Below are 24,346 nucleotides of genomic sequence, written 5' to 3' on the forward strand. Positions count from 1 at the left end.
TAACCCGCGACCGGTCTGGCAACGCCGGTGCGCCGCACGGGCAGACGACCGAACGGCTCAGCCGACCGGCGCGGCAATCACCGACAGCTCCAGCACGGCGGGCAGCGGCGCGACACCGGGCCCGCCCTCGTGGATCCAGCCGGTGAGGTCGTCGACGATCGCCGGGTCGGTGACCAGGCCGAACCAGACCGGACGGGCACCCGCCCGGCGCGCCGCCGGGGTGGGATGCACCACCATCACGTTCGCCTGGTCGCACACATCGAGGCACTCGCTCGTACGGACCCGATGCGGCCCTGACAGCGCTTCCCGGAGCTGCTGCAACTGGCCGTCATGGTCAACGCGCGGATGTTTGGCCAAACTTCCGCAGCAGCAGTCCCGGCACACCGTGACCGTGCACCCCACCTGGTCCACCACCGCTGCCCGCTCCCCGCTTGTCCGTCGTACCCCGACCTCGGTAGGCCGCCGGTGGTCAACCTATGCTGGCCGGTAGCGCTGGTTCACCCGCCCCCTGCCACACAGGGTCGGGTGTCGTAAGAGGGAACCCGGTGAGAATCCGGGACTGCCCCGCAGCGGTGAGCGGGAACGACCGCCGTCACACAAGCACTGGACCCCGTGCGGGTCCGGGAAGCGACGGCCAGTAGACGACCTGATGTGGTCACGCCCGCGAGTCCGAAGACCTGCCCGCGCCGCGCACACGGCAGGCGTGTGCGCTGCCGTCGGCCTCGCGGGTGGGCCGGACGCGCGCCGCACCACCACAGCCGGATCCGGCCGGCGAGTGGTGCCGTTCGCCGTCCGTACGCGCGGGTGCCGTTCGACCTGGACGGATACGAACGCGTTGACACTCACGGACCTGGGACGGGCACCGTCGGCCTCCGAGCTGACCCTCTCGCAGATCATGGACCAGCACCACACCAACCTGATGGGCACCGTGCACGGCGGGCGGATCCTCAACATCATCGACTCCGTCGCTGGCGTCGTCGCCGCCCGACACTCCGACGGCCCCGCCGTCACCGCCGCGATGGACGAAACCGCCTTCCTGCAGGCTGTCCGCGTCGGTGACGTGGTCCACGTGCACGCCCGCATCACCTGGGCCGGACGCAGCTCCATGGAGGTCGCCGTGCGGGTCACCGCCGACCGCTGGGACCGCGCCGTACCACCCACCCTGGTCGCCACCTCCCATCTGGTCATGGTCGCCATCGACGAACACGGCAAACCCCGCCAAGTTCCACCCCTGCTACCGCAAAGTGACAACGACGAAAGGGCGTTCCGGCGCGCGGAGATCCGCCGCGAGCACCGCCTCGCGCTGCGCCGGGCACTGGCCGAGCACGGCACCGACGAGGTCACCCCGTGATCTCGCTGACCGTCCTCGCCGGGTACTTCGCCGCGATCACCCTGCTCATGATCACACCAGGGCCGGACATGATGTTCGTGCTCACCAACGCCACCCGCTACGGCGCCCGCACCGGCATCGCCGCCGCCCTCGGCGTCGCCACCGGCGAAACGCTGCACGTGGCCGCCGTCATCGGCGGGCTCGCCGCCGTGCTGACCGCCTCACCGGTACTGTTCGCGGGTATTCGTTACGCCGGGGCGGCATACCTGATCCTGCTTGGCATCCAAGCCCTACGCCAGCGTGCGCCTGGCGCCGGCGAGGACGCGCAGTCGGCGGCCCCGGGCTGGATGAGAGGGTTCCGGCGTGGACTGCTCACCAACCTGCTCAACCCGAAGATGATCCTGTTCAGCATCGCCTTCCTGCCCCAGTTCGTGCGACCCTCGGCCGGGCACGTCACCCTGCAACTGGCCGTGCTCGGCGGCCTGTTCGTCGCCGTGCAACTCGCCGTCGACATCACCCTCGCCAGTGTCGCCGGCCGAATCCGTCGGAGGCTGTCCCACGGCCGCACCGCCCGCTGGATCAACCGAACCTGCGCGGGCCTGTTCATCGCACTCGGCCTGCGCCTTGCCGCAGGCTGACGTGCGCCAACGCGAACGCCGCGCTGGCCGGGAACTCGCCGGCTACTACGGTCGGCGCTGTCATGCGTGCTCGCTACAACGACTGACGACGACGTGGTTACAACGAGCAACGACCACGCTGACGCAATGCAGGAGCGGGACCTGCGCTCGTCGTGACTCTCCGGCGGGGCGCTGAAGGTGCTCACTTGAAGGTCTGCACGGCGTGCTCGACGAGGTCCCGGCGGGCGTATCCACCCCGTCGACAAGCTCGAGTACGCCCGGCTGCTCAAGGCGCAGGGCGCCAGCCTCGGCGCGATCGCCACCAAGAGCGGCATCCCGAAGAGCTCGCTGCACCGCTAGCTCGCACCAGAGTTCGCCGGCGCCATCACCGGCCCGTAGGGTCCCCTCGTGCAGACCCCGACGGCCACCACCCGCGCCGCCCGCTCGTCGCTGCCGCTCGCGTTCGCCGCAGGCGCGGCCGTCGGGGTGCTTGGCGGCATGATCGGCCTCGGCGGTGCGGAGTTCCGGCTCCCGCTGCTCATCATGCTGTTCGGGTTCGTCGCGCTGCAGGCCGTCATTCTCAACAAGGCCCTCAGCGTCGTCGTCGTTCTGACCGCGCTGCCCGCCCGGCTGGCCACGGTCCCGCTGTCCGATCTCACCCCGCACTGGAGCGTCGTCGCCAACCTGCTGGTCGGCAGCCTGGTTGGCGCCTGGGCCGGCGCGTCCTGGGCCACCCGGATGCGGTCATCGACCCTCTACCGTGTCCTGGCCGTGCTCCTGGTCGGCATCGCCGCGGCGCTGATCGGCAACCACGCCGGCACCCTGCACCACGTCATCCTCGCCCCGACCGCAGTCCTGGTCGTCGGCGTGGTTGCCGGGTTCTTCATCGGCGTGGTCGCCGCCATCATGGGCGTTGCCGGCGGCGAGCTGCTCATCCCGACGATCGTGCTGCTGTTCGGCACCGACATCAAGATCGCCGGGAGTCTGTCCCTGGCCGTGTCGCTGCCCACCATGCTCGTCGCGTTCGCCCGCTACAGCCGCGACGGCAGCTTCACCGTGTTGCGCCGCTATGCCCGCCTCGCCGGTGTCCTCGCGGCCGGTTCGATCATCGGGACTGTTGCAGGCGGTCTGCTGCTCGGCGTCGTGCCCGACGCGGTTCTCGTGCCCGGCCTGGCCATCCTGCTCATCCTGTCCTCGATCAAGGTGTGGCGCCACGCCACCACCGAGTGACCGCTCGCAGCTGCTCGGGGGCGCCGTGGGCAGACGATGTCATCGGCTCATCCTGATCCGGTGAGTGTTGATCTGGCGTTGACGCTGCTGCTGGCCTCAACAGCCGCGTTCGGGCTCGCCGTGCTGTCGGCGGTGGCCGGGTTCGGCGGCGGTGTGCTGCTCCTGCCCGTGTTCACCGCCTTGTTCGGGCTGCGATTCGCGGTGCCCATGCTGACCCTGACCCAACTGTCGAGCAACGGAAGCCGGGTGTGGCTCAACCGTCGGCACATCCGGTGGGCGCTGGTGGGCTGGTTCGCCGCCGGCGCCGCACCGCTCGCCGTCGCCGGCGCGCTGCTGCTGACCCACGCCCCGCTGAGCCCGCTGAAACGGGTCCTCGGCGTGTTCCTGATCGCCGTGGTCGGGTGGCGCCGGCTCAACCCGCACCCCGGCAAACCCTCCGACCGGGCGTTTGCCGGGGTCGGCGCCGCGTCCGGCCTCGGTTCCGCGCTGCTGGGCTCCGTGGGACCGCTGACCGCACCGTTCTTCCTTGCCTACGGGCTGACCCGCGCCGCCTACATCGGCACCGAAGCCACCGCGGCGCTGACCATGCACCTCACCAAGATCGCCGCCTACGGAGCCGGTGACCTGCTCACCACCCAAGTCTTGCTCTACGGCGCCGCACTGACCCCCGCGACCATCGCCGGCGCATGGACCGGCAAAAAGATCATCGGGCGGATCAGCGACCGGGTGTTCGTCCTGCTCATCGAGGCCGGGCTCGTGATCGCCGGTCTGCTGTTCCTCACCGGCCTGGCCTGAACGCTCAGGAGCCGCCCGCGGCTCCGAATCTGACAGCCTCGACAAGCGCTGTCGTTGTGTCTGGTTCGGGTCTTCGGCCTGCACTGGACGAGCCCGGCGGATCTCATCGGCGGAGCCCGGTCCGGCGATGGGAACGGTGAAGGAACTACCCCCGGGGAGACGCCTTGCGGGTGCTGGTCGTGGACGACGAGGTCGACATCCGGGACCTGATGGCGTACTGGCTGCGCGCGGTCGGCCACGACATGGTCGCCGTGTCCGGCACCGCCGCGGCGCTGGCCGCCGTGGACGACACGGGTATGCCCGAGGCCGCGGTGCACTATCCAAGGGACGAGGTGCGAGCCTCGACGCGGTCCGCAAGCGCGTACGAGCATGTCAGCCCTCGAATAGACGGAACGACATTCCCCGAACCGCTGCTTCCTCGGGCAGCACAGGTCGTTCCGAAACGATCGATCACCAACGGATCACCACGGTCCCGATGGGTGGAAAATGCCGCCACTATGCGGAAACAATTTAGGCCGCGATCCCGAGTTTTCCCAGGTCACGGCCCATCTATACCGAGTGCCGAATCAACACCGGCGGACATCTACTTCTCATCCGTAGTCAGATGCTCTATCCATTGAGCTACGGGCGCTCACACAACTACTCTCCGTGATCGCACGTGCTGATGCGTCCATCGGGTCGTGGTTGCGTATCCGCTGGTCCAGGCGTTTCGTCACTCCCGGACCTGCGGGTAACGACTCTAGCATGTCGCCGAGTGGGGCCTGCGTGCCGGTCCGTGTCGCACCATGCTGCACCGTGCTCAGACGTCCGATCACCATCGGAGCACCACGAGGGCCGAAGGCCATCTTCGATGAAGGCCCGGAGAAACTCGCCGGCACCCCGCGTTGATCATGGCCGAACGGTGCCCGCCCGCCCACCCTAAACGGCATGTCAGGCAGCGCCGGACGCCGCCGGGCCCGAGACGGCCGCCGCATCGTTGGTCACCTGGGCCCAGGGTGGCCAGATCCACGTCCGCCTCGGCGAGGATGCGCACGACCGAGCTAAGCGACAGCCAGTCCACGACCGCGTCACCGTAGTCGCGGACAACCCGGTACCAGCGTGTGCACTGCCCGCACCGCCGGACGACCTCTACCCGCCAGCCCGTCTGGGGTCTGCATTGTGGCCTCGATCTTCTCTGCACGTTGCGCTTGAGGCACGACGGCCCCGGTCCCAGGCGGGCTGCGCGAGAATTGGCGAACCAGGGTGGCGCGACGAACGGTGGGCGACGCATAACTGGCTGATCGGCGTAGGGATTGCCGTGGGGCTCATGACCATTAGCTAGGCACTGCTGATCGTGCTGGCGCGCCGGTTGCCGTCGGGCATTCTCCGCGATCTTGCGCCTTTCATTCCGGACTAGCGGTGGCGGCGCGGATGTGGAGGCTCGCGGTCCGGTGGCGGCTCCGGCGTTGATCGCCTGAAGCGGGTCGGGGTTTGCGGCGTCACAGCTCGTGACAGTGATGGGTGGAATGCGGGACTGGTTGGTCCGGGGACGGCGCAGCTAGCGAGCAGGCAGGCTCCGCTGAGTGCGGTCCACGCGCGTGCGGTGCACAGTCGCGGCTGACGGCAGGGACGTGGCGAATCACGCCGAGTGGGGCCGCGCGTTGTATGTCGTGGTGCCGAGGAGCACGCCGCTACGGTCGAGGCCGGCGTAGATCATCGTTGCGGACGGCGTGACACCGACGAGCCCGCCCGCGTAGTCCATGATCTCGAACGGCGTGGCGGCATTGATGCGCGTTGGCGAGCTACTCCTCGCCTTATCCACGACCTTCTGAGTCTCATCGAACATTACCAACTGCCGGGCGATTCTGGCTTGACACGATCTCGACTTGGCGTGGAAATGGGGGCATGGCAATGCCGTCAGCAAGCACCACGTCGTCCCTGGTTGGCCGCGACGGGCCGTGTCTGCAGATCGCTGAGCTGCTAGAAAGCTTGATCGCGGGCCGCGGCGGTGCGTTGGTGATTTGTGGGGAGCCGGGCATCGGCAAGACCGTGCTCTTGGAGCACGCGCGGCGAATGTCCGGAGACTGCACTCTGCTGTCGGCAGTTGGCCTCGAATCGGAGTCGGAGCTGCCGTTCGTGGCGCTGGGCGACGTTGTCCGCCCCCTCCAACCGTTTATCGGCGATTTGCCGCAGCCGCAGGCTGACGCGCTTCGCGCCGCGGTGGCGCTGGAGACCACGGGCCGGCCGTCTGGGCTATACGCAGTGTGCATGGGGGCGCTCACACTGCTGGCAACGGCTGCGGAACGGCGCCCGCTGTTACTACTCGTCGACGATGCTCACTGGCTGGACACCGCGTCGGCATCGGTTCTGTCCTTCGTTGCCCGCCGCGTCGCAAATGATCCCGTAGGAGTGATCTTCGCGGTGCGCGACATGCCTTCCCCACTGGACACGCACGGCCTGAGCCGGATCACTATTTCCGGGCTGACTCTCAACGAAGGCAGTCAGCTCATTTCGCAACTTCGGAAAACACCGATCGCGCCACAGGTCGCCAGTCGCCTCTGGCACGCCACCCGGGGCAACCCGCTAGCGTTGCGCGAAGTCGCCCTACGTTTGGACGATGAGCAACTTGGCGGCGCACGGCCACTGCCAGATCCGTTGCCGCTCGGCGCTGACCTGACTCGAATCTTTGTCGATCAACTAGAACCATTGCCGGAGCACACACGAACCGCTCTACTGGTTTTGGCGCTAGCGGCCTGGCCGGACGCGACGCCGACGCTGCTCGCCGCGCTAAGCGCGCTAGGCATTTCTCCAGCGGCTTTGGACCCGGCGGACCACGCCCGTCTCATTGTGGCTGACCATGAGCAGCTGCGGTTCTCACATCCGCTCGTCCGGTCCGCCGTAGCGAGCGCGGCGAGCGGGTGGCAACGTCAGCAGGCATATCGCGCGCTGGCGGCTTCGGCACAAGGTGATGCCCAATTGTGGTATCGGGCTGCGGCAGCGGCGGGGCCCGACGACGCACTCGCCGAGGCCTTGGTGGACAGTGCGCGGGGGATGAGGGAGCGTTCGGGGTTCGCCGCAGCGGCTCGAACGATGCACCGGGCTGCGCAACTAGACTCTGACCCCGAACGGCGAGCCGGCCGGCTGCTCGCGGCAGCGGCCGACGCCCTTTTCGGTGGTTTGCCTGACGAGGCCGGTGACTGGCTCGACCAGGGACGCGCGCTAACCACCGACGACCGAACCGTTGCTGACATCGATTTGATGCGAGGCCGGGCGTTCACAACCCGTGGCATTCCTGCCATCGCCGAGCGTGTCCTGACATCAGCCGCCGATGCCATCGCGCCGACCGATCCCGGCCGCGCGGCCCGCCTACTGTGCGAAGCCGCGCTCCCCATCCTCACCGACGGCCGAGTCTCCGACGCCGAGCGGTCCTGCCGGCGGGCGGTTCAACTGGCCGAGGTGGCCGCTGATCCGGCTTCCCTCGGACATGCACGCTTGGTGCTCGCCCAGTCGCTAGTCTTACGCGGCGACATCGCGGGGGCCAAGGAAGCGCTGGGGGCAGCACCTGACGCAGTCGATCCCGTCGAGGACGCGCTGGTGTGCGCCATGTTGGGTGCCTGCCGATGTTGGTTGGAGGAATTTGACGACGCGCGGCAACTGCTCGACAAAGTGGTCGACGCCGCCCGGAGACACGGGCAGCTCGGCACGCTCGGCCATGCGCTGAACTACCGCAGCGAAGTCGCCCGCTGCACCGGCGAATGGGCGCAGGCGTACGCTGACGCCGAAGAGTCGCTGCGGCTCGGACGCGAAGTCCACATGACGGTGACCGTCGGTCTCTCCCTCCTCCTGCTGGCCCGGCTCGACGCCGCCCAGGGCCGAAAGGACCTCGTGGCGCGTCGACTGGACGAGGCCACCGAGATGTCCGGACCGCTGGGCACCGGGGGACTCCTTGTCTGGGCTGGTGGTGTGCAGGGCCTGGCATTCCTCGCGGACGACGCGCCTGAGTCGACGCTGACATGCCTGGAAGAGGTTCGAGAGTTCGCGCTGCGCAACGGCGTCGAAAACCCCAACATGGTGTTGTGGCAACCCGATCTTGTCGAGGCGTACTGGCGCTGCGGCCGACCTGCGGAGGCTGAAGCTCGGCTTAAGGAGTTTGAGGAACAGGCCCAGCGGACAGGTCTCGTCACGCCCATCGCAACGGTCGAACGGTGCCGAGGGATGCTTGCTGCCGATCTCCAAGCGGCTGAGCAGCACTTCGCTGCCGCACTAGCGCTCCACCGGCGCAAACCGAACCCCTTCGAGGAAGCCCGGACCGCCCTGTACCATGCGGAGGCTCTCCGTCGATACCGCCGACCCGCCGACGCCCGGCCACTACTCCGCGCGGCGCTCGCCACATTCCGGCAGCTTGGTGCAGCCCCATTCGCGCGGCGAGCGGCCGCTGAGTTGGCCGCCGCCGGCGAACGGCCCTCCACCGTTTCCGCCAGCGGGGACGTGATCCACCAACTCAGCCCGCAGGAGCTGCGGGTCGCGATGGAAGTGGCCCGCGGACTGAGCAATCCCGAGGTGGCCACCGCGCTGTTCATCTCCCGCAAGACGGTCGAGGCGCACCTTTCCAGCGTGTACAGGAAGTTGGAGCTATCGTCGCGAACCCAGCTCGTCCGTTGCCTCACCGCAGCCGGTGTCAGTCAGTCCTGATCGGCGCTCGGAGCTGGGTCGGGCAGGCCGGCCATAGCAGCCGGGACGGCGTACGCCTCGACTACGATCTCTCGAACGACCTGGGCGAATTCATCATTCGCCTCCGCCGCGCGCCGAATCGCCCGAGCTAGGCCATCCACGAGATCGGGCCGCGGGCTCGAGCCCTCCGCCGCGACTGCCGCGGCCACAATCGGATCCGCGCCGAGGTGCAGCCCGATGATCTCCTGGAGCGAACGGCGGCCTGACCATGATCGGTGTACCGCGGTAGGCGCGACCAGCAACATCGCAGCGACACGCGCGATGAACATCCATTCCGCCATACCTCCTCGATACCGCTTGCCGGGCTGGTGACGCATCCGGGAGCTCCCTATGTTCTCGCACAGCAAGTCGCACCCAGCGCTGTCTCCGGCGGGGCTAGCCCGCATGCCTAGGACGCGGGTTCTCCCCGATTCCGTCGGTCCTTCGGTCCACGTATCCAGGAGAGGACGAAGTTCCTCCGAGCCAAGGAATCAGCAATGTCTGCAACTTCTACCGCCCGTACGCAGGTGCCCACCCAAGCCAGTGAGAGCCACAGCTCGTGCGCCACGGCCGCGGTGAGCCTCACCGCCCGAGAGGTCACCGTGCTTACCCTCTTGGCCGAAGGTATGACCGCGCAGGCGATCAGCCGCCGGCTGGGAATCCGGGTCGCCACCGTCTCAAAACACCAAGAGAACCTCTATCGCAAGCTTGGCACACGTGACCGTCTCAACACTGTGCTCCTCGCTCGTGATCTGGGCCTGCTGCCACAATTCCATCCTCGTGTGCGCCTTTAGGCTGGCACCATGCCTGCAGATGGCGCTGCCGGGTCCGCCTGGAGCACTGCTCACGATTCGTCGTCGGCCAAACCTTGCCAAACTTCGGCGAATATTCTGCTACTACCCCCTGACCGTGGTGCGCGATTGCCTACGCAGACTTCGGTCTTCGCAACCAAGACTTATCAATTGGCGAATTGCTGGACTTTGGCCGAGTGCTTCGTACCGGTATATCCAGCAATGCGCCGACGGAATTCACTCTAGTCCAATGGAGAGCTGATGACTTCCGGCATGCTCACCGTCACTCGAGTCGAAGCGCTTTTTGTCAACCAGGTGCCCGCATCACGAAACCCCTTCGTCGCGAGGTCGCCGAAGCCATTTCTACCAGCTTCCGCCGGTATGGAGGGTGCCCACGGCCGTGCCGCCGAAACGGCTGCAATTCGGTAATCCCCGGAGATCGCAGTAAAGAGAATTCATGGGCGTTACGCACCTATGAAATCCTGTATTCGCAACGCAATCGTCACAAATCGGCCGTCGAAATCGACTTTCGACGGACCTCCGCCGGTCTCGTTAAATGCGTACGTACGGGCCTGGCTCAACGACGTCCGCAACTCGGGCAATCCGCAGACCTTAGCCGGAATTCCGGACCGTATTGTGCCGGGCTTTTTTGCAGCAAAGTTGTGGAAAGTTGTGGTACCGATGCACGCCGCAGCGTTTCGAAGACGGGATGCAGCGGGTGCACCGGTTGCAGACTGCGAGCCCGTCACTCGCTCGCACCGGCGGCGACGATCGACTCCAGTACTGGATCGTGGCCGGGGTTCCCTTCCAGTCACCAAGATGGCCGCAGCAGTGCCGATGGCGTTGTGTGGTTGCGGATCGCCATGCGTAACCCAGAGGGGGCGCCCTGGAGCCCGCTCGTCGAAAATGATCTGGATAGTTCCGTTGGCCTTGTCGTACGTGGGTATCCGCAAGGACTTTTACATCCTCGGCATGGCGTAACTCCGAAGATCGTTTCTACGAAATTCTGCGAATACCAACGGTAGTGCGGCCGTGCGAAGCTAGAGATCGGCTCGAACCAAATAATCCGGAGGTTCGGCGAAACATGCGGGGGCGTTCACCGGCTTCCGCGTGATGCTTCAGTTTCCGAACAGGTAGGAATCTCGAAAGGACGCTTCGATGAAACATGCACGACTGCTCCTGACGTTTGGTGCCGTGATAACGGTCGGGACTCTTCTAAGCGGCACCACACCGGCCCACGCTACCTTCCGCAGGGAAGTTACGAAAAGCGTTGAAAATCAAAGTGTCGCAGAGCGTGACGATGGAGGAGGGCGCAGCGTCGTTACCGACACCCGCTCTCTGCTGGTTAACGGTGGGTTTGAACGCGGCACCAGTTCGTGGGCGGTGTGGCCGGGCTCGAATATCGCGTCCTGGGCAAACGGCCAAGTGGATCCGAACGCTCGTGCCTACAGCGGGAATCGGTACGGGGCGACGAACACGACCGTCAGTGGCGGCGGCATCTACCAGGATGTCACCGGACTAACGATCAACCCGGGCGACACCTACTGCGCCAGCGCGATGCTTGGCACGCAATACCCGCAGACCGGGGCGCGGGGAGTCTTCGCTGTCTGGTTGCTCGGCGGTACGAATGAGAACGGCAACCGCCAGTTCAATGGTCTGGGCAATGGGCAAAACTGGACCGACGTGCATACCTGTGCGACGGCCACCAGCCCTCACACCAGTGTGCGGGTGCAGTTCTAGCCCACACCGAACACGCCCACCCTGGACATCGACGACGTCCAGCTCCACTAGCGACTAACACCGGTCGGCCACCTCAACGGCGGAGGTGGCCGACCGTCAGCATATTCATCTGGGCCGCCTCGCCGCATCGTCGTCAGCCACGCCCGGCGCGCACGATCTCCGCGGCCTGGCCGCGCGAGTCGATGGCGCATTCGCACGCCTCGCGGATCTACCGTTGGCTCCGGTGCCGGTGAAACACTTCGTCACGGCGGCACCGCCGCTCGTCTTGCGCGCCACCTAATGCATCGTTCCTAAGAGTTGGGGACTGTACAGATAACGGCTCTGTCTGACTTTCGGTGGTGACGGAAAGTGATCGGCTTCGTTATGCCCGCATGATTGAAGTCGATGAGCTGGTGCGTGTCGTGTTCTCGGGTCTGTCTCCGCTGGTGATTGAGGAGGTCGCTGAGCAGGGCGAACTTATTCTGATCCGGGCGCGGACACCGCTGGGGATCGTGGCGTGTCCGGGCTGTAGGGCACCGTCGCAGCGGGTGCATGGCTATCACGAACGGGTGGTTGCCGATGTGCCGGTCGACGCCCGCCGGGTCGTGCTGCGGGTCCGGGTACGGCGCCTGGTCTGCCCGACCCGTGGCTGTCGGCAGACGTTCCGCGAACAGGTCCCCGGCGTGCTGGAACGCTATCAACGCCGGACACCGCGGCTGGCCGGGCAGATCGGCGCCGTGGTCAAGGAGTTGGCCGGCCGGGCCGGTGCTCGCCTGTTATCGGCGTTGACAGTGCTGATCTCCCGGCACACCGCTCTGCGGATCCTGCTCGGACTGCCGCCACCACCGCGGCCGACGCCGCGGGTGCTGGGGGTGGACGACTTCGCGTTGCGCCGCAGCCGGCAGTACGCGACGGTCCTGATCGATGCTGAGACTCATGAGCGTGTCGATGTCCTGCCCGACCGGCGAGCCGACACCTTGGAAGCCTGGCTGCGCGCATCCCGGCGTGCAGATCGTCTGCCGGGACTCTTCCGCGACCTACGCCGAAGCAATCCGTCGTGCGCTGCCCGACGCGGTCCAGGTCGCTGATCGCTGGCATCTGTGGCACAACCTCGCCGAAGCCGTCGTCAAAGAGGCCGCCGCGCACAGCGTCTGCTGGGCCAAGGCGGGCCCGCCACCACGCGACGGGCCCCAGGCCGCGACGACCCGAGAACGGTGGCAGCAAATCCACGCCCTGCTCGACAAAGGCGTCGGCCTGCTCGAATGCGCGCGCCGGCTGAACCTGTCCCTAAACACGGTCAAGCGCTACGCGCGCGTCACCGAACCTGACCGGCTGGTCCGCGCACCGAAATACCGGCCCACCCTCGTCGACCCCTACCGCGAGCACCTACGCCACCGCCGCGAACAGAACCCCGCGATCGCGGTGCTGCACCTGTTCCACGAGATCAGGACCCTGGGCTACCCCGGCAGCCTGAACCTGCTCCACAAATACATCCACCAAGGCCGCGTTGAGGCCGACCGTCCCGCGGTCTCACCCCGACGCTTGGCCCGCTACCTGCTCACCCATCCCGACCACCGCACCGACCGGCAGCGTGAGCTGCTCGATCCCCTCACGACCGCCTGCCCGCAGATGACCGCCCTGGCCGACCTGGTGGCCTCGTTCGCCGCGATGCTCACACCCTGCGATGACAACCACTCGCTGCTCACCGAGTGGATCACCGGAGTCCGAGACGAAGACCTGCCCCACTTGAACGCCTTCACCCGCGGACTCGACAGAGACCGCGCCGCCGTCGACGCGGCCCTGACCATGCCCCATCACAACGGCACGACCGAAGGCGTGAACACCAAAACCAAGCTACTGAAACGCCAAATGTATGGACGCGCCAGCTTCGAACTTCTCCGCCACCGCATCCTGCTCGGCTAGACGCTCACCCACCGTCACCACCGAAAGTGAGACAGAGCCGTTAACTGGACAGTCCCATTGGCACCGCACCCACTGGTGGCCAACCAGGTCGGGGCCAGTTCAAGCCGTCCGGGCGGGGCCACGGACGACCGTCAGAATCGGCTGTGAGCCTGTGTCCGCGCGGCTCGCGACCGACTTGCCAACAAAGCCAGGCCCCGCCGCACGACGTCGTACGGCGGGGCCTCTCTCAGCGGTGCGCGGCGGGTCCGGGAGCCTCGCGGTAGTGGGCGTTATGACTCGGTGGTGCGGAACAACCGGTACAGGGTCATGCCGATGGAGAAGGCGCCCAGGCCGGTGGCGCCGGCGGCGCCGAGCGCTTCCAGCGGGGTGCCGCCGAGGGCGAGCCAGATCTGGTGGGTGATGTCGGCGCTGAGCAGCGAGCCGAGCACGATCACCAGGATCCACGCAACACGGTTCATGGCTTGTTATCCCTTCAGGAAGGTTCAGGGTCCGATGCCCGGCGCACGGCGGCGGGCGGGGACCGGTGATGCGGCTGCAGTCGTGACGCCGCAGCGGCACCTTCCGTGAGCCCATTCGGGGGAACCTTCGGCCACTTTCGACAGACAATTTTTCCTGCTCAGCACCTGTCCGGCGGGTTTCGTGGGGGCGCGAAACCGGGCCCGTGCTGGCATCATCAGCGGGTTCAGTCGGGTGGAGAGGATGACGACGTGTCCGAGGTCGGTGAAGTCGCGCGGACACTGCCCGGTGCGCTGCGGCAGATGGTCGCGCAGTGGTGGGCGGTGCAGAACCCCGGGCAGGTCACCAAGACCGGGCAGGGCGTGGAGCAGGGGATGCGGCCGCTGGAGGAACTGGCCGGGTTCTCCGCCGGGCGGGTCTGGGACCTGATGAACCGGGTCTTCCCCAGCACCGCGGGGAGTCGGCGGGGTCGGACGCTGCCCGGCTCGGTACGGACCCGTAACGCCTGGCCCGATGTCCTGACCCTGGTGAACATCTGCGTGCCGGAGCCCGAGCGCGAAGACTGGCGCGAACGGCTGGCCTGGCTGTGGACGGTCTGCGAAGGAGACAGCGTCGAACGTCCGCCCGGCTACCTCGGCCGGCTCCGACGGCCCGACGGCCCGGTACTGCCCGCGCTCGACGACCCCCGCGACACCGACCGCCCAGACCTGAAGCTCCCGCTGTTCGTGCGCCAGGTCACTGCCCTGCACGCGGAACTGGACCGGGTCCGCGACGCCCAGCAGCAAAGCCGACAGATGCAGGAGGAACTGGAGCACGCCCGGCAGCAGCTCACCGCGACTCAGGCCGCGGTCACAGAGCTGCAGCGGCTGGTCGCGGCCGGGGAACGCGCCCTCGCCGACCAGGCGCAGCTGCACGAGGAGCAACTGCAGGCCGCCGAGGCGGCCCGGCACCAGCTCGAACAGAAGCTGACCTGCACGGTGCAGGACCTCCTCGATGAGCAGGCCCGACAGAACCGGCGCCTCGCCGACCTGGCCGCCGACCGCGACCGGATCGCCAGGCAGCACGACGCCGCGGCACGGCTTCTCGCCGACGAGGTCACCCACCGGCGATCCGTCGAACACCAGCTGACCGCCAAGGATCGGGAACTGGTCGCCGCCCGCGCCCGCATCGACCAGCTAACCGCCCAGGTGGCCGCCCTCACCGACCAGGTCAAGGAGCTGACCTCGGCGCTGAACGCCCGCCCCACCAAACCGGCGACCCACCATGAACAGCCCGTAGCGGTGGGCTTCACCATCGCCTCAACGACCCCGCCCGAGTCGGCGAGCGGGGAGGCGCCGTACCACCGCCCTGGTACAAAACCGCTGGTCACGGCGGTTTCGCCGGTCGGCGAAACCCGGCCCCACGCCTTCAGTGTGAAAGTCTCCGACACCCCCTCGCCCGCACAGACGGGGACAGGCGCTGAGCCGGGCCGCGGTGAGCCCGACGACGCAGCCGCAGGGACCACCACGTGGGATCTGCGCTGGTGGGGCTACCCCGCGGGATTCCTCATCATGATCGGATTCATGTACGGAATGCTGCTCGCCGCCGTGGCCCAGACCGATCGGGACAGCGCACGCAGGGCCACGTTCCCGGTGATGGACGCGGTGGTCGGCGGCTCATCCATCGACAGCAACCCGTTCGGGTACGCCACCACGTACGCCCTGGCCGTCACCGACCCCCGCACCGGCACGCACTTCGACAGCAGCACCACCCTGGACGGGCTGGGCGGGCTGACGAAGGGGGAGTACCTCCGAGTCCGTATCGACCCCACCGACCACCACGCCGTCCCCGACGACAACACTCCGGTGACCCACCACAGTTCACTGACCACCCAATGGAAGATCCTGGCGTTGGGCATGGCGCTCTCGGTCGTCGTGGCCTTGTCCGCCATCCACCGGGACCGCCCGCCACAACCCCGGAAACGCGACGAACCGCGCCCCGCTCCGCTCACGTCGTACGCCGGCAGCTGGGGCAACCAACCCTCATGGGCTGACAGCACCCTCCCCCCAATGCCTGGCGACCAATGAGCAGCAACGATGCCGCATCCAGGTCGACGCGGTGTTCCTGGAGCCCGTCGACGGACCACGGCCCGGCTGGATCAGCCCGAGGGCGGCAGCGGTGGCCGGTGCGGGGGCCGCGGTGCGGGCAGTCCTCAGCTGAGCGCTGTACCTCGCGGTGACGTGGATCGCCGCGTATCCCATCACCGTTCTGGCTGGGGTGGCCGGTACAGCAGGTATGGACCTGTGACTACGGCGGCGGCGCAGCTGCGCGGGAGTTCACTGCGGAGGGTGCCGCAGCTGAGCGGCGAGTCCTGCCGGTAGAGAGCAGGTCATCGGCGGTCTGCCCCGACCTGCTCCTGCTCGCCACCCGCGGCGGGGGCTCATTGTGTCTGGAGATACAGCGAGTCCAGGCGGAGTTTGATCGTGCAGGCTTCCTTGTCCACGCGGTACGCATACAGGGTGACATTGTGATCACCGTACGGTTCGGGCACTGCGATGTCATGAATATGATCGATTAGGGCTGATTCGTCGAGAGTGACCTGAAGCGTGCCGGTTTGGATCGTCGCTCCCTGCACGATGAGTCCCCAGGTTACGGCGCCGGCACAGTTATCGTGCGATATGCCGATGCGGCCTTCGAGTGTGGCCGGTGCCTTCACAGCGGCGTCGGAGGGAAGGTGGTAGATCACCCGCATGTTCCGCTGGTGGCTGCTCATCTCCCACTCGTCGTGGCCGTCCGGGCGGTGCGGGGCATCGCCGCTGCTGAACTGAAGGTCGCCGTGGTGGTCGGCGTAAATGCCCAACCCGAACCAGACCAGGACTGCGCAGGCCACGCCCGCTGCCGCTACGGCCGCGCTGCGCTTGAGGCCCTTGCGGGCGCTCCCCGATGAGCCGGACTCACTGGGTCCGCGCCCGCGGGCGTCGTCAGACAGGCCACCGCCGGCGGTGGGGCGGGTGGTTGCGGGACCGCCGCTCTGGTAGGCGATACGCGGCTGGCCGACTGGGGTTTCGCCAGCGCGGGAAATCGCCGCGACCAGCAGTTCGGCGGTGTCATGGACAGCTCCGGTGGCCGCCTCGTTGCTCCGGGCCGTGCGCGCGGTGAGTTCGGCGGCGAGCTGATCGGCGTGCGCCCGGGCGGCAATCAGCTGTTGTTCGAGCGGGATCAGCTTCTTCAGCTCTCGCCTGAGCGAGACCACCTTCTTCTCGAGCGCACGGCGCTGCTCGGCCTCCTCGGTGGCGAAGCGGTACGCGACGTCGCGCTGGACGGCGGCCTGGTCCCGCTCCTCGGCCAACTGGTCGTGGTGGGCAGCCATTTCGTTGATGCGCAGCCGCTGTGCCGCCTGCCTCATCAGGAGGTCCTGCACCTGGTGCACCAACTGTTGCTCCGCCGCCGTGGCCGATGTCAACGCCGTGTCGCGCAGCTCGACCTGGTACTGCAGTTCGGTGATCGTGGCGCGGGCGGCGTGCAGGACCTGTTCCGCATCGTGCCGCTGCTGCTCGGTAGCCGCGAGTCGCCCGCTGAGCTGGTGCACCGCGGCTTCCTCGGCGGCGAGCGCTTCACGCAGCAGGGGCACCTGCAGATCGAGGCGGTCGGTCTGCCCGACGTCGGTCAGCGGGGGCCATACCTGCCCGTCCGGGGTCCGTAGCCGGCCCACGTACCCGGGCGGCCGCTCGACGCCGCCGCCCTCCTCGGTCAAGTACGCCCCGGCCAACCGCTCCAGGTACTGCTGCCGGTCCGGCTCAGCGACACACACCTCCACCATCCGGGGCACATGGCTCCACGCCTTCTGCGCCCGTTCCGCATGGATCCGGCTGGTGTTCTGCCCGAAGTCGCGCCGCAGCAGGGTGCTGACCGTCTTGGCGCGCAAGACGGCCGCCTCCTCCAGCCGGATGTACGCCCCATGCGGCGGGTCGTTGCGCCGCCGGGCCTTGGCGTCCGGATGGTCGGCCACGTACCAGGCGGTGATCATTTCGTTCAGCAGGTTGCACAACGTCGATGCCTGCCTGGCCTGTTGCGGCACGCCGCGCTCCCCCTTCACCCAGTGAAATCGCGCCAATGATGCCAGCCGACACCGATTTCGCGGCCCCCCGAAAATCGGTGGTACCCCTGCGAAAACATCGATGACCAGGAAGAACTCACTTTCGCGTGTGGCCGAAAATTTCACCGGATGGGCTGATGGAGACACCGCCCGCGGCGCCTGCCGCGAGGCGAAGTGGATACCCCGACGAGAGGGAACCCCGCTCCGATGACCAAGCGACGTACATCCATCATCCTGGCCGGCGCACTGCTGGCCGCGCTGCTGCCCGTGGCGGCCACCTACGCCCAGGAAACGAAGCCGAAGCAGGCGCAATCGCAGCCGAAGCCCCGCTACACCAACTCCACCAACGTCTCCGGGAACTGTCCGGTGTACTGGAACCACCCACGGGTCAGCGGGAAGACCGGCCGCTCGTGGCCGGCGGGGCCGGCGACCACCTCCCGAAGGCTGGGCGTGCGCTACGTGAGCGACGGCTACGCCATGGTCATCGACTACCACCGCGCCCCGACGACCAAGAGCAAGGGGACATTCCCTTGGTGGGGATGGGTCGCCACCACCGGTTGCCTCGTCGACCCCCACGCCCGGCACTTCCCGCGGGGCACCACCTCCGCGCAGGACCGCCGTGACCGCCCCGACCGCGAGGACTTCGCCCCCGCAATTCGCTCCGGCTGGGCCGTGCGGGGCGATGACTCCGTCCGCAGGGTCGAGCTTCCCCCGACATCGAAGCCGGGCGGCCACCTCACGCCGATCCGCCTCGGCAGCGACGCCACCCTGCGCAGCGGCCCCCAAAAATTCGTGATCGGCAATCTGGCCCGACACGAGCAGATCCTGATCAGCAGGTCACAGTGCCGGACCGCTCACGGCAAGCCCTACACGGCACAGCAGTGGGTGAAGGGCTACGCCCCTGCGGCCCGGCGCAGCGGCTGGGTACAGGCCAGCCACCTGCCCGCCTGCACGCGCTAGCCAGCACCGCGGCGGCGGCCCCTCAGGTCTGCGGGCCGCCGCCGCGGCACCCCCTTCCGCCCTGCGGCCACAGGAGAGACCCCCATGGCACACCACCATCGATTTCCCCGATGCCCTGCGACGGGCAAGCGCCGACTCGGCGAGCGCAAGGACATCCGGCTGGCCCTGCGCGCCGCCCGCCACGCACGATGGACCGCCCAGCTCCACGGTGCACCCACGAGCCACAGAGAACTCCGCGGATACCGCTGCGCCGCCTGCAACGGCTGGCACCTCACCTCCCAGCCACTCAGGAGACCGCCCAAGGGCACCGCCTGGAGTCACCGGCCTCCCCGGTCCACCGAGCCAGAAGTGCCCGGGTAATGAGGGTTTCGGGATGGGCAGTGCCGAGAACCTGCTCGCGAACGGGCAGCAGCGCAGCGAGTTGATCGCGGGCGGGAACCAGATCACCAGCGTCCCCTGTCTGCAAGGCCAACCCGGTGCGGGTGGCGAGCGTGTCAGGGTGGGCGGCGCCGAGAAGGGTGGTGTGGCTGCGCGGACCGCTGGGTCACTCTCTGGTTGGGTACGGCTGTCGTGGCGTGTGGAGAGTGTGTGCGAGGAGCGCGACCTGGTCGGTGTGGGCGGGCTCGGGTTGGTAAAGGCTGAGCCGGGTGGCCGAGTCGTCCAGGTGCCAGGTCTGGTGGGTCAGGACGATGTCGCCGACCCGCGGATGGTGGAAGGCTTTGTTGGCGGTGCGGCGCGGCCGTACATCCTGGCGTTCCCACAGCTGGCGGAAGTCGGCGCTGGCGGCGGCGAGCTCGTGGTGAATGCGGCGCAGGTCCGGAGCGTCGGGGTCGGTGCCGGTCCAGTGACGGAGGTTCGCGACGCTGGTGGCCGCGGACCACTGCCAGTCGGCTAGGACCGACCGTGCTGCCGGATGCGTGAAGATGTACCGGATGATGCTGCGCCGTTGTTCGGGCCACTCGTCGAGGCCGGCGTACAACGCGAGCCCTTCGGGATTGCAGGCGAGGACATCGCCGGTACGGGCGAGGACCAGCGCCGGCCAAGGGCGGAGCCGATCAAGAAGGGCCATGGTGGAAGTATTGACCGCCGGTCGGGGCGGTGGCCGTTGCGCCCGGCGACCGGCAGCGTGGTCGGCCAGCCGGTGCAGGTGGTGGCGTTCGTCCGTGTCAAGCCGCAGCGCTTGTGCGAGCGCGGCGATGACGGCGGGGCTGGGATTGCGTTCCCGGCCCTGCTCGAGTCGGATGTAGTAGTCGACGCTCATCCCGGCGACCGCAGCCAGTTCCTCGCGCCGCAGTCCCGCGGTACGCCGGCGGCCGATGGTGCCGGGTAGGCCGATGTCCTGCGGCTGTAGCCGTGCGCGACGGGCACGGAGGAACGCGCCTAACGGGTGGGATGACGCCATGCGCCCAGTGTGGCAGTTCCTGGCTGGTGCAGCCCGGGTGCGTGGCTGCTAGCCACCACACGGTCTGGTCCGGCACGGGCGGCTCACGCAGGCTCGGTGCATGGCGCAGATGTCGAGACGAGCACAGCCGGTCCGATGGAAATTGTGGCTTCTGATGGTCGCCGTGTTGTATCCGCTGATCACGATTGGGGTCACGGTGGCCGCCCCGGTGCTGGAGCGGCTGCCGCCAGCGGGCCGGTTCGCACTGATCGTGCCGGTGATGGTCGCGCTGATGGTGTGGGTGGTCATACCGATGCTGCACCGCCTGTTCGGCTCGTGGCTTCAGCGTTGACCAGCGGCATACGGGGTTCCGCCGGCGCAGATGCCTGCTGGACGCCCCCGCGATTCATCACCAGTCACCGAAAGGGTCATCGATGAATGACAAGCTGCCCACGGCCGTCGCCGACTTCTTCGGCGGTTCGAGGACCGCCGACCCGGACGCCTGGGCGCGTCCGTTGGCCGATGACGCGCAGATCCACGACCCGGTCGGACAGCCGCCGTTCACCGGCCGCGTCGCGTTCTGCGAACGGATCGCCGGGTTCCTCCCGCACTTTTCGCGATTCGACGGACTCACGCCTACCAACGCCTACCACGGTGGCGACAGCGTCGCCGTGCACTGGCGCGCGACGGCCAATACGGCCACGGGCCGCGAACTGGCCTGGACCGGGATCACCGTCTTCACGCTCGACGATCACGACAAGATCTGCCAGCTGCAGGGCTACTTCGACCCCTCCATCTTCGCCTGACCACACGGTCATCGCAGTTCAGCAGGCCGGTGCTCGAAGCCTCTGCCACCTTTCGCGCGGACGGTGCCAGCGCTCGTCGGCGGGCGTGCCCTCGGGCCGGCATGAGCTGAAGCCAGGCCCGCGAGCGTCGGCCCCTCATGCGATCGTGACCCGGAGGCTGCGGTATCCGCGTTGCCGCCAGGCAAGGATGGGAAGGGTCGTCGAGTATGGCCACAGTCCGGGTCGAAGCCACTGTCGACGTTCCCCCGCAGCGGGTGTGGGAGGCCATCGCGGATGTCGGCGCGGTACACCGGCGATTGTTGCCCGGCCGGGTGGCCGATGCCAGGGTCGAGGGCGACGTTCGCATCCTGCGCATGCCGGACGGGGCGCAGGTCCGTGAAGTCATCTTGGCGATCGACCACACCATCCGGAGGATGGCGTACACGGTGACCGACGGGCACCGGCTGCCGCTGACCTACCACCACGCGGCATTCCAAGTGTTCGACGAAGGCGATCACAGCCGGCTCGTCTGGCTGACCGACGTCCTCCCACATGCCATGGCCGACGCGGTGAGGGGGCGAGTCGAGCGGGGAATCGAGGAGATGAAACGGGTCCTGGAGTCCAACGAGACCGAACGTCAAGGCTGATGAGTTTGCTCCGCCAATGAGTCTGCTCGCGGCGCGGAGGGCGGTGGTGATCAGGACGGTGGTGGCCAGGAGGGCTGCGGCGACCCACAGGTATCCGCCCGAACTGACCACCCAAGCACCGAAGGCCCAGGCCCTCACCCGTGAGGACAAGGATCATTCCCCGGGCTTTCGGCCTACGGTCGGACGATCAGGACGTGATCACCGGTAGATCATGTCGGACGTGCTCGACGTGCTGCAGGGGCCCAGCTTCGGCCGGTCCGCGAACGTGAGGCACTTGTGCACGCCCCATGACTGGAAGGCACCAAACGATTTGAGCACGTACGACGTCCTGACCGGATCGACGCCGTACGTGGTGGGGAAGACCTCCCACACGTTCTTGGAGCCTTTGGGGTCGCAGGAGCTGTAGAGGTAGTTGTACTTGGCGTCGCCGTCCACGCCGAGGCAGGTGCCGCCCTGCCGCGTGAGCACCCACAGCGCGTGGTTGTTGTGATTGCCGAGGACAGTGACCGACCAGTTGCCGTTGGCGGCGGGCGTCGTGCTGCAACGCTTGAGGTAGATGTCCTCAAGCGGGTCGCCGTAGGCGTAGACGCAGATGTTGTACTGGACCGACTTCAGGTCCCGGTAGCTCGCGGCATGGGCTGGCGACGCGGCCAGCAGGCCGCCACCCAGCGCGGTCAGGACCGCGGTCATGGCCCGTACGAACTTGCGCAGCATCGGTTGCCTTACCTCCCCGTTGATCAAGGTGGAGGAGCGTACAACATTGGGCCACATCGCGCCGCGGTCCCACCTGTCACTGCTTGATCAAGGGTTCACGGGGTACCGGCGTCGCCTGCCGCGGTGCCGCCCAACGGAGCGGGGGACGGCGCTCTGTTCATTGGCCCACCAGGGGAGCACCACGGTCCCAATCGGTGGAAATCCCGCCAGTATGCGGAAACGAATTAGGCCGCGATCCTGTGTTTACCCAGATCACGGCCGAGCTGTACTGAACGCCGAATCAATATCGGCGTAGGTCTACTTCCGATCCGTAGTCAGTTGCTCTATCCATTGAGCTACGGGCGCATACGCAGCCACTCGCCGTCTCCGCCCGCTCAGGGCATCCGACCGTGGGCAACCACGTAACCTGATCCGAGGCACCGGCCTCGACCACGAAGGCTTCAGCACGCCACCCGGGCCCGAACCCGTGACCCCCACAGCGCCCACCTCCCAGTCGGCGCGGCACACAGCTCCGAAGCCAGTGCCACCGGCAGAAGTCGCTTTCGGCACGGAGCCGCAGCGCGATGAATGGCCGTTGTCCCCCTGACAAGCCCAACGCTGCACGACCGGGCCGCCGCAGCGGTCGAGCCATGGTGGTCGAGTCGGCTCGTCGCGGTCGGCGTTCATCAGCGATGAGGGCGTCATAGCCGGGCAGGCCGCTGTCGCCCCGCTCGCCTGCCGAACACCCCGAGCGGCGGGACGAGCCGCACCCCGCGACGCCGCGCATACCTCAACAGCCGAACGCTGGCCAACGGACCGAGCCACACGAACACCCAACCCAGGGCCCGCGGACCGGTACGCACGAGGGAGCGCCCGCGCCGGTCGGTACGGATCACGTACGGGCCGGCCGGGCGGCCGGGCCCCGGATGCGGCACCGGCGCTATCCGGAAACGGGACAAGCGGGCGAGGTGAGCGGCGAGTTCGGCGCAGCGCTGGCAACCGCCGTCGTACACGAGCGTGCGCTTCATGTACGCCTCCTCGACCAGGTCGGAACAGGCCGCGGAACGGCCGCCGTGAAGTAGTAGGTGAGCGTGGCCACACCGGCGAGCCGGATACCCACCATGGTCGGTACTGCCCGGTGGCCGGCCAGGGACACCGCCGTCTTCAGGGCCCCGCCGGGCACACCGAGTGCGGTGGCGAGCCGCTGCACCGCCCCGGCACCGAGGGTGGGCGGATCGAGGGGCGCGGTGGGCAGGTACAGGGTCGTGACGGGCGCGGAGTCGCCTCCGAGCGGGGCCTCGACGCCCAGCACGGCGCCGCGTTCGGCAAGCGGCAGCGCTCCGGCGAGTGCCGCGTACAGTTCCGGCCGGCCCCGCGCCCCGGGCAGCAGGTCCAACGCCTCGACGGCGGACATCGGCTGCCGCACCCGGTGGTACGCCTTGACCGTGATCCGCCCGCTGCGCCGGGCAACCAGCCCGACGACGGCAGCCCGGGTGGCCACCGGGGACGGCGAGAGGCGCCCGAGCAGCGCCCGCACGAGTGGCGCGACGGGTGGGGGCACGAGGTCCGCCGCCGGGGTCGGCCCGAAGTTCGGCGGCAGGTACACCTTCAGCACGTCCGGTTCGCGGCCTCCCCGGGTAGGGGTCGGCACCGGAGCGGCGGCGCCACGGGTCGATCTTCTCCGGGCAGAGACCGGCAGCGAAGCCGCGGCGCCATGGGTCGATTTCCCGCGGGCAGAGACGGGCACCGGACCGGCGGCGCGAGGGGTGACGCCTCCGTAGCCGACGCTGTACCAGAGTCCGAACCGGCCGCGGTCGGTCACCAGGTCGGCGGCCGCCGGGAGGCTGCGGGCCAGGTGGTGCGCCAGCGCGTGGCCGATCCCGGCGGCGGCCGCCACGGCCTCCAGCTGGCCGGCTTGCCGGCGTACGCGCTCCGCGAGGGTGGTCGCGTCGGCGTACGGCTCGGTCGTCGCCCGTACCCGGATCTGTCCGTCGGCCGTCTCGGAGACGGACAGTTCCAGAGGTACGCCGGTCGGCGCCAGGGTGGAGCGGCGTGGGCGGGCCGCCAGGGGCGCGGGGAAGGAGCCCGCGCTCATCGCCTGCCACAGCGGTGTCCACGCCGCCGCCGGCGGCCCCACCCCGGTGCCCGTCACCAGCGCGTCCCAGAGCTGGTGCACCTGCGCCTCCGTCACCACCGCGAGATCGGGGACGCTGCCCCCGGCCGGAACCGACGGAGTCGCTGCCGCCGGACCCGAG

At 68.2% G+C, this 24,346-nt stretch carries 21 protein-coding genes, 1 pseudogene and 1 riboswitch; of the genes and pseudogenes, 13 read left to right on the forward strand and 9 right to left on the reverse strand.

What is annotated here, in order from left to right; translation table 11 throughout:
- Window positions 1-57: 57 nt before the first annotated feature.
- Window positions 58-402, reverse strand: a complete 345-nt coding sequence (locus ACMCNN_RS30080) for a hypothetical protein (protein WP_412747328.1) — start codon at window positions 400-402, stop codon at window positions 58-60.
- 74 nt (window positions 403-476) lie between these two features.
- Window positions 477-700, forward strand: a riboswitch (cobalamin riboswitch).
- A gap of 195 nt (window positions 701-895) precedes the next feature.
- Here ACMCNN_RS30080 and ACMCNN_RS30085 point away from each other — a divergent pair.
- From ACMCNN_RS30085 to ACMCNN_RS30100, 4 genes are all read left to right on the forward strand, one after another.
- On the forward strand, window positions 896-1,351 hold the full coding sequence (locus tag ACMCNN_RS30085) for an acyl-CoA thioesterase (RefSeq protein WP_412747329.1): 456 nt from the start codon (window positions 896-898) through the stop codon (window positions 1,349-1,351).
- Window positions 1,348-1,968, forward strand: coding sequence for a LysE family translocator (locus tag ACMCNN_RS30090; protein WP_412743830.1), 621 nt, complete (start codon window positions 1,348-1,350; stop codon window positions 1,966-1,968). The genes ACMCNN_RS30085 and ACMCNN_RS30090 overlap by 4 nt, the downstream gene beginning before the upstream one ends.
- Window positions 1,969-2,355: 387 nt before the next feature.
- Window positions 2,356-3,177: a sulfite exporter TauE/SafE family protein gene (locus ACMCNN_RS30095; protein WP_412743831.1), complete on the forward strand. Its 822-nt coding sequence runs from the start codon at window positions 2,356-2,358 to the stop codon at window positions 3,175-3,177.
- A 60-nt stretch (window positions 3,178-3,237) separates the two neighbouring features.
- The gene (locus tag ACMCNN_RS30100; protein WP_412743832.1) at window positions 3,238-3,972 is read left to right on the forward strand and encodes a sulfite exporter TauE/SafE family protein; all 735 of its coding nucleotides are present in this window, start codon (window positions 3,238-3,240) and stop codon (window positions 3,970-3,972) included.
- 1,618 nt (window positions 3,973-5,590) lie between these two features.
- Here ACMCNN_RS30100 and ACMCNN_RS30105 read toward each other — a convergent pair.
- Window positions 5,591-5,797, reverse strand: coding sequence for a hypothetical protein (locus tag ACMCNN_RS30105; protein ID WP_412743833.1), 207 nt, complete (start codon window positions 5,795-5,797; stop codon window positions 5,591-5,593).
- A gap of 59 nt (window positions 5,798-5,856) precedes the next feature.
- Here ACMCNN_RS30105 and ACMCNN_RS30110 point away from each other — a divergent pair, with 59 nt between their 5' ends.
- Window positions 5,857-8,643, forward strand: coding sequence for an AAA family ATPase (locus tag ACMCNN_RS30110; protein WP_412743834.1), 2,787 nt, complete (start codon window positions 5,857-5,859; stop codon window positions 8,641-8,643).
- Here ACMCNN_RS30110 and ACMCNN_RS30115 read toward each other — a convergent pair.
- Window positions 8,634-8,999, reverse strand: a complete 366-nt coding sequence (locus ACMCNN_RS30115) for a hypothetical protein (RefSeq protein WP_412743835.1) — start codon at window positions 8,997-8,999, stop codon at window positions 8,634-8,636. The two genes, ACMCNN_RS30110 and ACMCNN_RS30115, sit on opposite strands and share 10 nt — an antisense overlap.
- 159 nt (window positions 9,000-9,158) lie before the next feature.
- Here ACMCNN_RS30115 and ACMCNN_RS30120 point away from each other — a divergent pair, with 159 nt between their 5' ends.
- From ACMCNN_RS30120 to ACMCNN_RS30130, 3 genes and pseudogenes are all read left to right on the forward strand, one after another.
- The gene (locus tag ACMCNN_RS30120; protein ID WP_412743836.1) at window positions 9,159-9,455 is read left to right on the forward strand and encodes a response regulator transcription factor; all 297 of its coding nucleotides are present in this window, start codon (window positions 9,159-9,161) and stop codon (window positions 9,453-9,455) included.
- Between the two features lie 1,155 nt (window positions 9,456-10,610).
- Window positions 10,611-11,192, forward strand: coding sequence for a hypothetical protein (locus ACMCNN_RS30125; protein WP_412743837.1), 582 nt, complete (start codon window positions 10,611-10,613; stop codon window positions 11,190-11,192).
- 371 nt (window positions 11,193-11,563) lie between these two features.
- Window positions 11,564-13,094 (forward strand): annotated as a pseudogene (locus tag ACMCNN_RS30130) (ISL3 family transposase).
- Between the two features lie 269 nt (window positions 13,095-13,363).
- Here the strand turns inward: ACMCNN_RS30130 and ACMCNN_RS30135 are convergent.
- Window positions 13,364-13,552, reverse strand: coding sequence for a hypothetical protein (locus ACMCNN_RS30135; protein WP_412743838.1), 189 nt, complete (start codon window positions 13,550-13,552; stop codon window positions 13,364-13,366).
- Between the two features lie 249 nt (window positions 13,553-13,801).
- Between ACMCNN_RS30135 and ACMCNN_RS30140 the strand changes: the two genes are divergently transcribed.
- On the forward strand, window positions 13,802-15,616 hold the full coding sequence (locus ACMCNN_RS30140) for an ATP-binding protein (protein WP_412743839.1): 1,815 nt from the start codon (window positions 13,802-13,804) through the stop codon (window positions 15,614-15,616).
- A 353-nt stretch (window positions 15,617-15,969) separates the two neighbouring features.
- Here ACMCNN_RS30140 and ACMCNN_RS30145 read toward each other — a convergent pair whose 3' ends face one another.
- Entirely contained in the window at window positions 15,970-17,607 is a 1,638-nt protein-coding gene (locus tag ACMCNN_RS30145) for a hypothetical protein (RefSeq protein WP_412743840.1), read from the reverse strand.
- Between the two features lie 225 nt (window positions 17,608-17,832).
- On the opposite strand from ACMCNN_RS30145, the gene ACMCNN_RS30150 reads away from it, so the two are divergent.
- Window positions 17,833-18,585 carry a hypothetical protein gene (locus ACMCNN_RS30150; RefSeq protein WP_412743841.1) on the forward strand — a complete coding sequence of 251 codons (753 nt, stop codon included), beginning with the start codon at window positions 17,833-17,835 and terminating at the stop codon, window positions 18,583-18,585.
- A 544-nt stretch (window positions 18,586-19,129) separates the two neighbouring features.
- Here ACMCNN_RS30150 and ACMCNN_RS30155 read toward each other — a convergent pair.
- The gene (locus tag ACMCNN_RS30155; RefSeq protein WP_412743842.1) at window positions 19,130-19,987 is read right to left on the reverse strand and encodes a helix-turn-helix domain-containing protein; all 858 of its coding nucleotides are present in this window, start codon (window positions 19,985-19,987) and stop codon (window positions 19,130-19,132) included.
- Window positions 19,988-20,087: 100 nt separating this feature from the next.
- On the opposite strand from ACMCNN_RS30155, the gene ACMCNN_RS30160 reads away from it, so the two are divergent.
- From ACMCNN_RS30160 to ACMCNN_RS30170, 3 genes are all read left to right on the forward strand, one after another.
- Window positions 20,088-20,318: a hypothetical protein gene (locus ACMCNN_RS30160; RefSeq protein WP_412743843.1), complete on the forward strand. Its 231-nt coding sequence runs from the start codon at window positions 20,088-20,090 to the stop codon at window positions 20,316-20,318.
- A gap of 82 nt (window positions 20,319-20,400) precedes the next feature.
- On the forward strand, window positions 20,401-20,772 hold the full coding sequence (locus tag ACMCNN_RS30165) for a nuclear transport factor 2 family protein (protein WP_412743844.1): 372 nt from the start codon (window positions 20,401-20,403) through the stop codon (window positions 20,770-20,772).
- 206 nt (window positions 20,773-20,978) lie between these two features.
- Window positions 20,979-21,398: an SRPBCC family protein gene (locus ACMCNN_RS30170; RefSeq protein ID WP_412743845.1), complete on the forward strand. Its 420-nt coding sequence runs from the start codon at window positions 20,979-20,981 to the stop codon at window positions 21,396-21,398.
- Between the two features lie 198 nt (window positions 21,399-21,596).
- Here ACMCNN_RS30170 and ACMCNN_RS30175 read toward each other — a convergent pair whose 3' ends face one another.
- The 3 genes from ACMCNN_RS30175 to ACMCNN_RS30185 form a co-directional block, all read right to left on the reverse strand.
- Complete coding sequence (locus ACMCNN_RS30175; protein WP_412743846.1) at window positions 21,597-22,112, reverse strand: hypothetical protein; 516 nt, start codon at window positions 22,110-22,112, stop codon at window positions 21,597-21,599.
- A gap of 680 nt (window positions 22,113-22,792) precedes the next feature.
- On the reverse strand, window positions 22,793-23,119 hold the full coding sequence (locus tag ACMCNN_RS30180; RefSeq protein WP_412743847.1) for a hypothetical protein: 327 nt from the start codon (window positions 23,117-23,119) through the stop codon (window positions 22,793-22,795).
- Window positions 23,116-24,267 carry a hypothetical protein gene (locus ACMCNN_RS30185; protein ID WP_412743848.1) on the reverse strand — a complete coding sequence of 384 codons (1,152 nt, stop codon included), beginning with the start codon at window positions 24,265-24,267 and terminating at the stop codon, window positions 23,116-23,118. Before ACMCNN_RS30185 ends, ACMCNN_RS30180 begins: the two co-directional genes overlap by 4 nt.
- Between the last annotated feature and the right edge of the window lie 79 nt (window positions 24,268-24,346).

The sequence above is a fragment of the Krasilnikovia sp. MM14-A1004 genome (genome assembly GCF_047159485.1).
GTDB lineage: Bacteria > Actinomycetota > Actinomycetes > Mycobacteriales > Micromonosporaceae > Actinoplanes.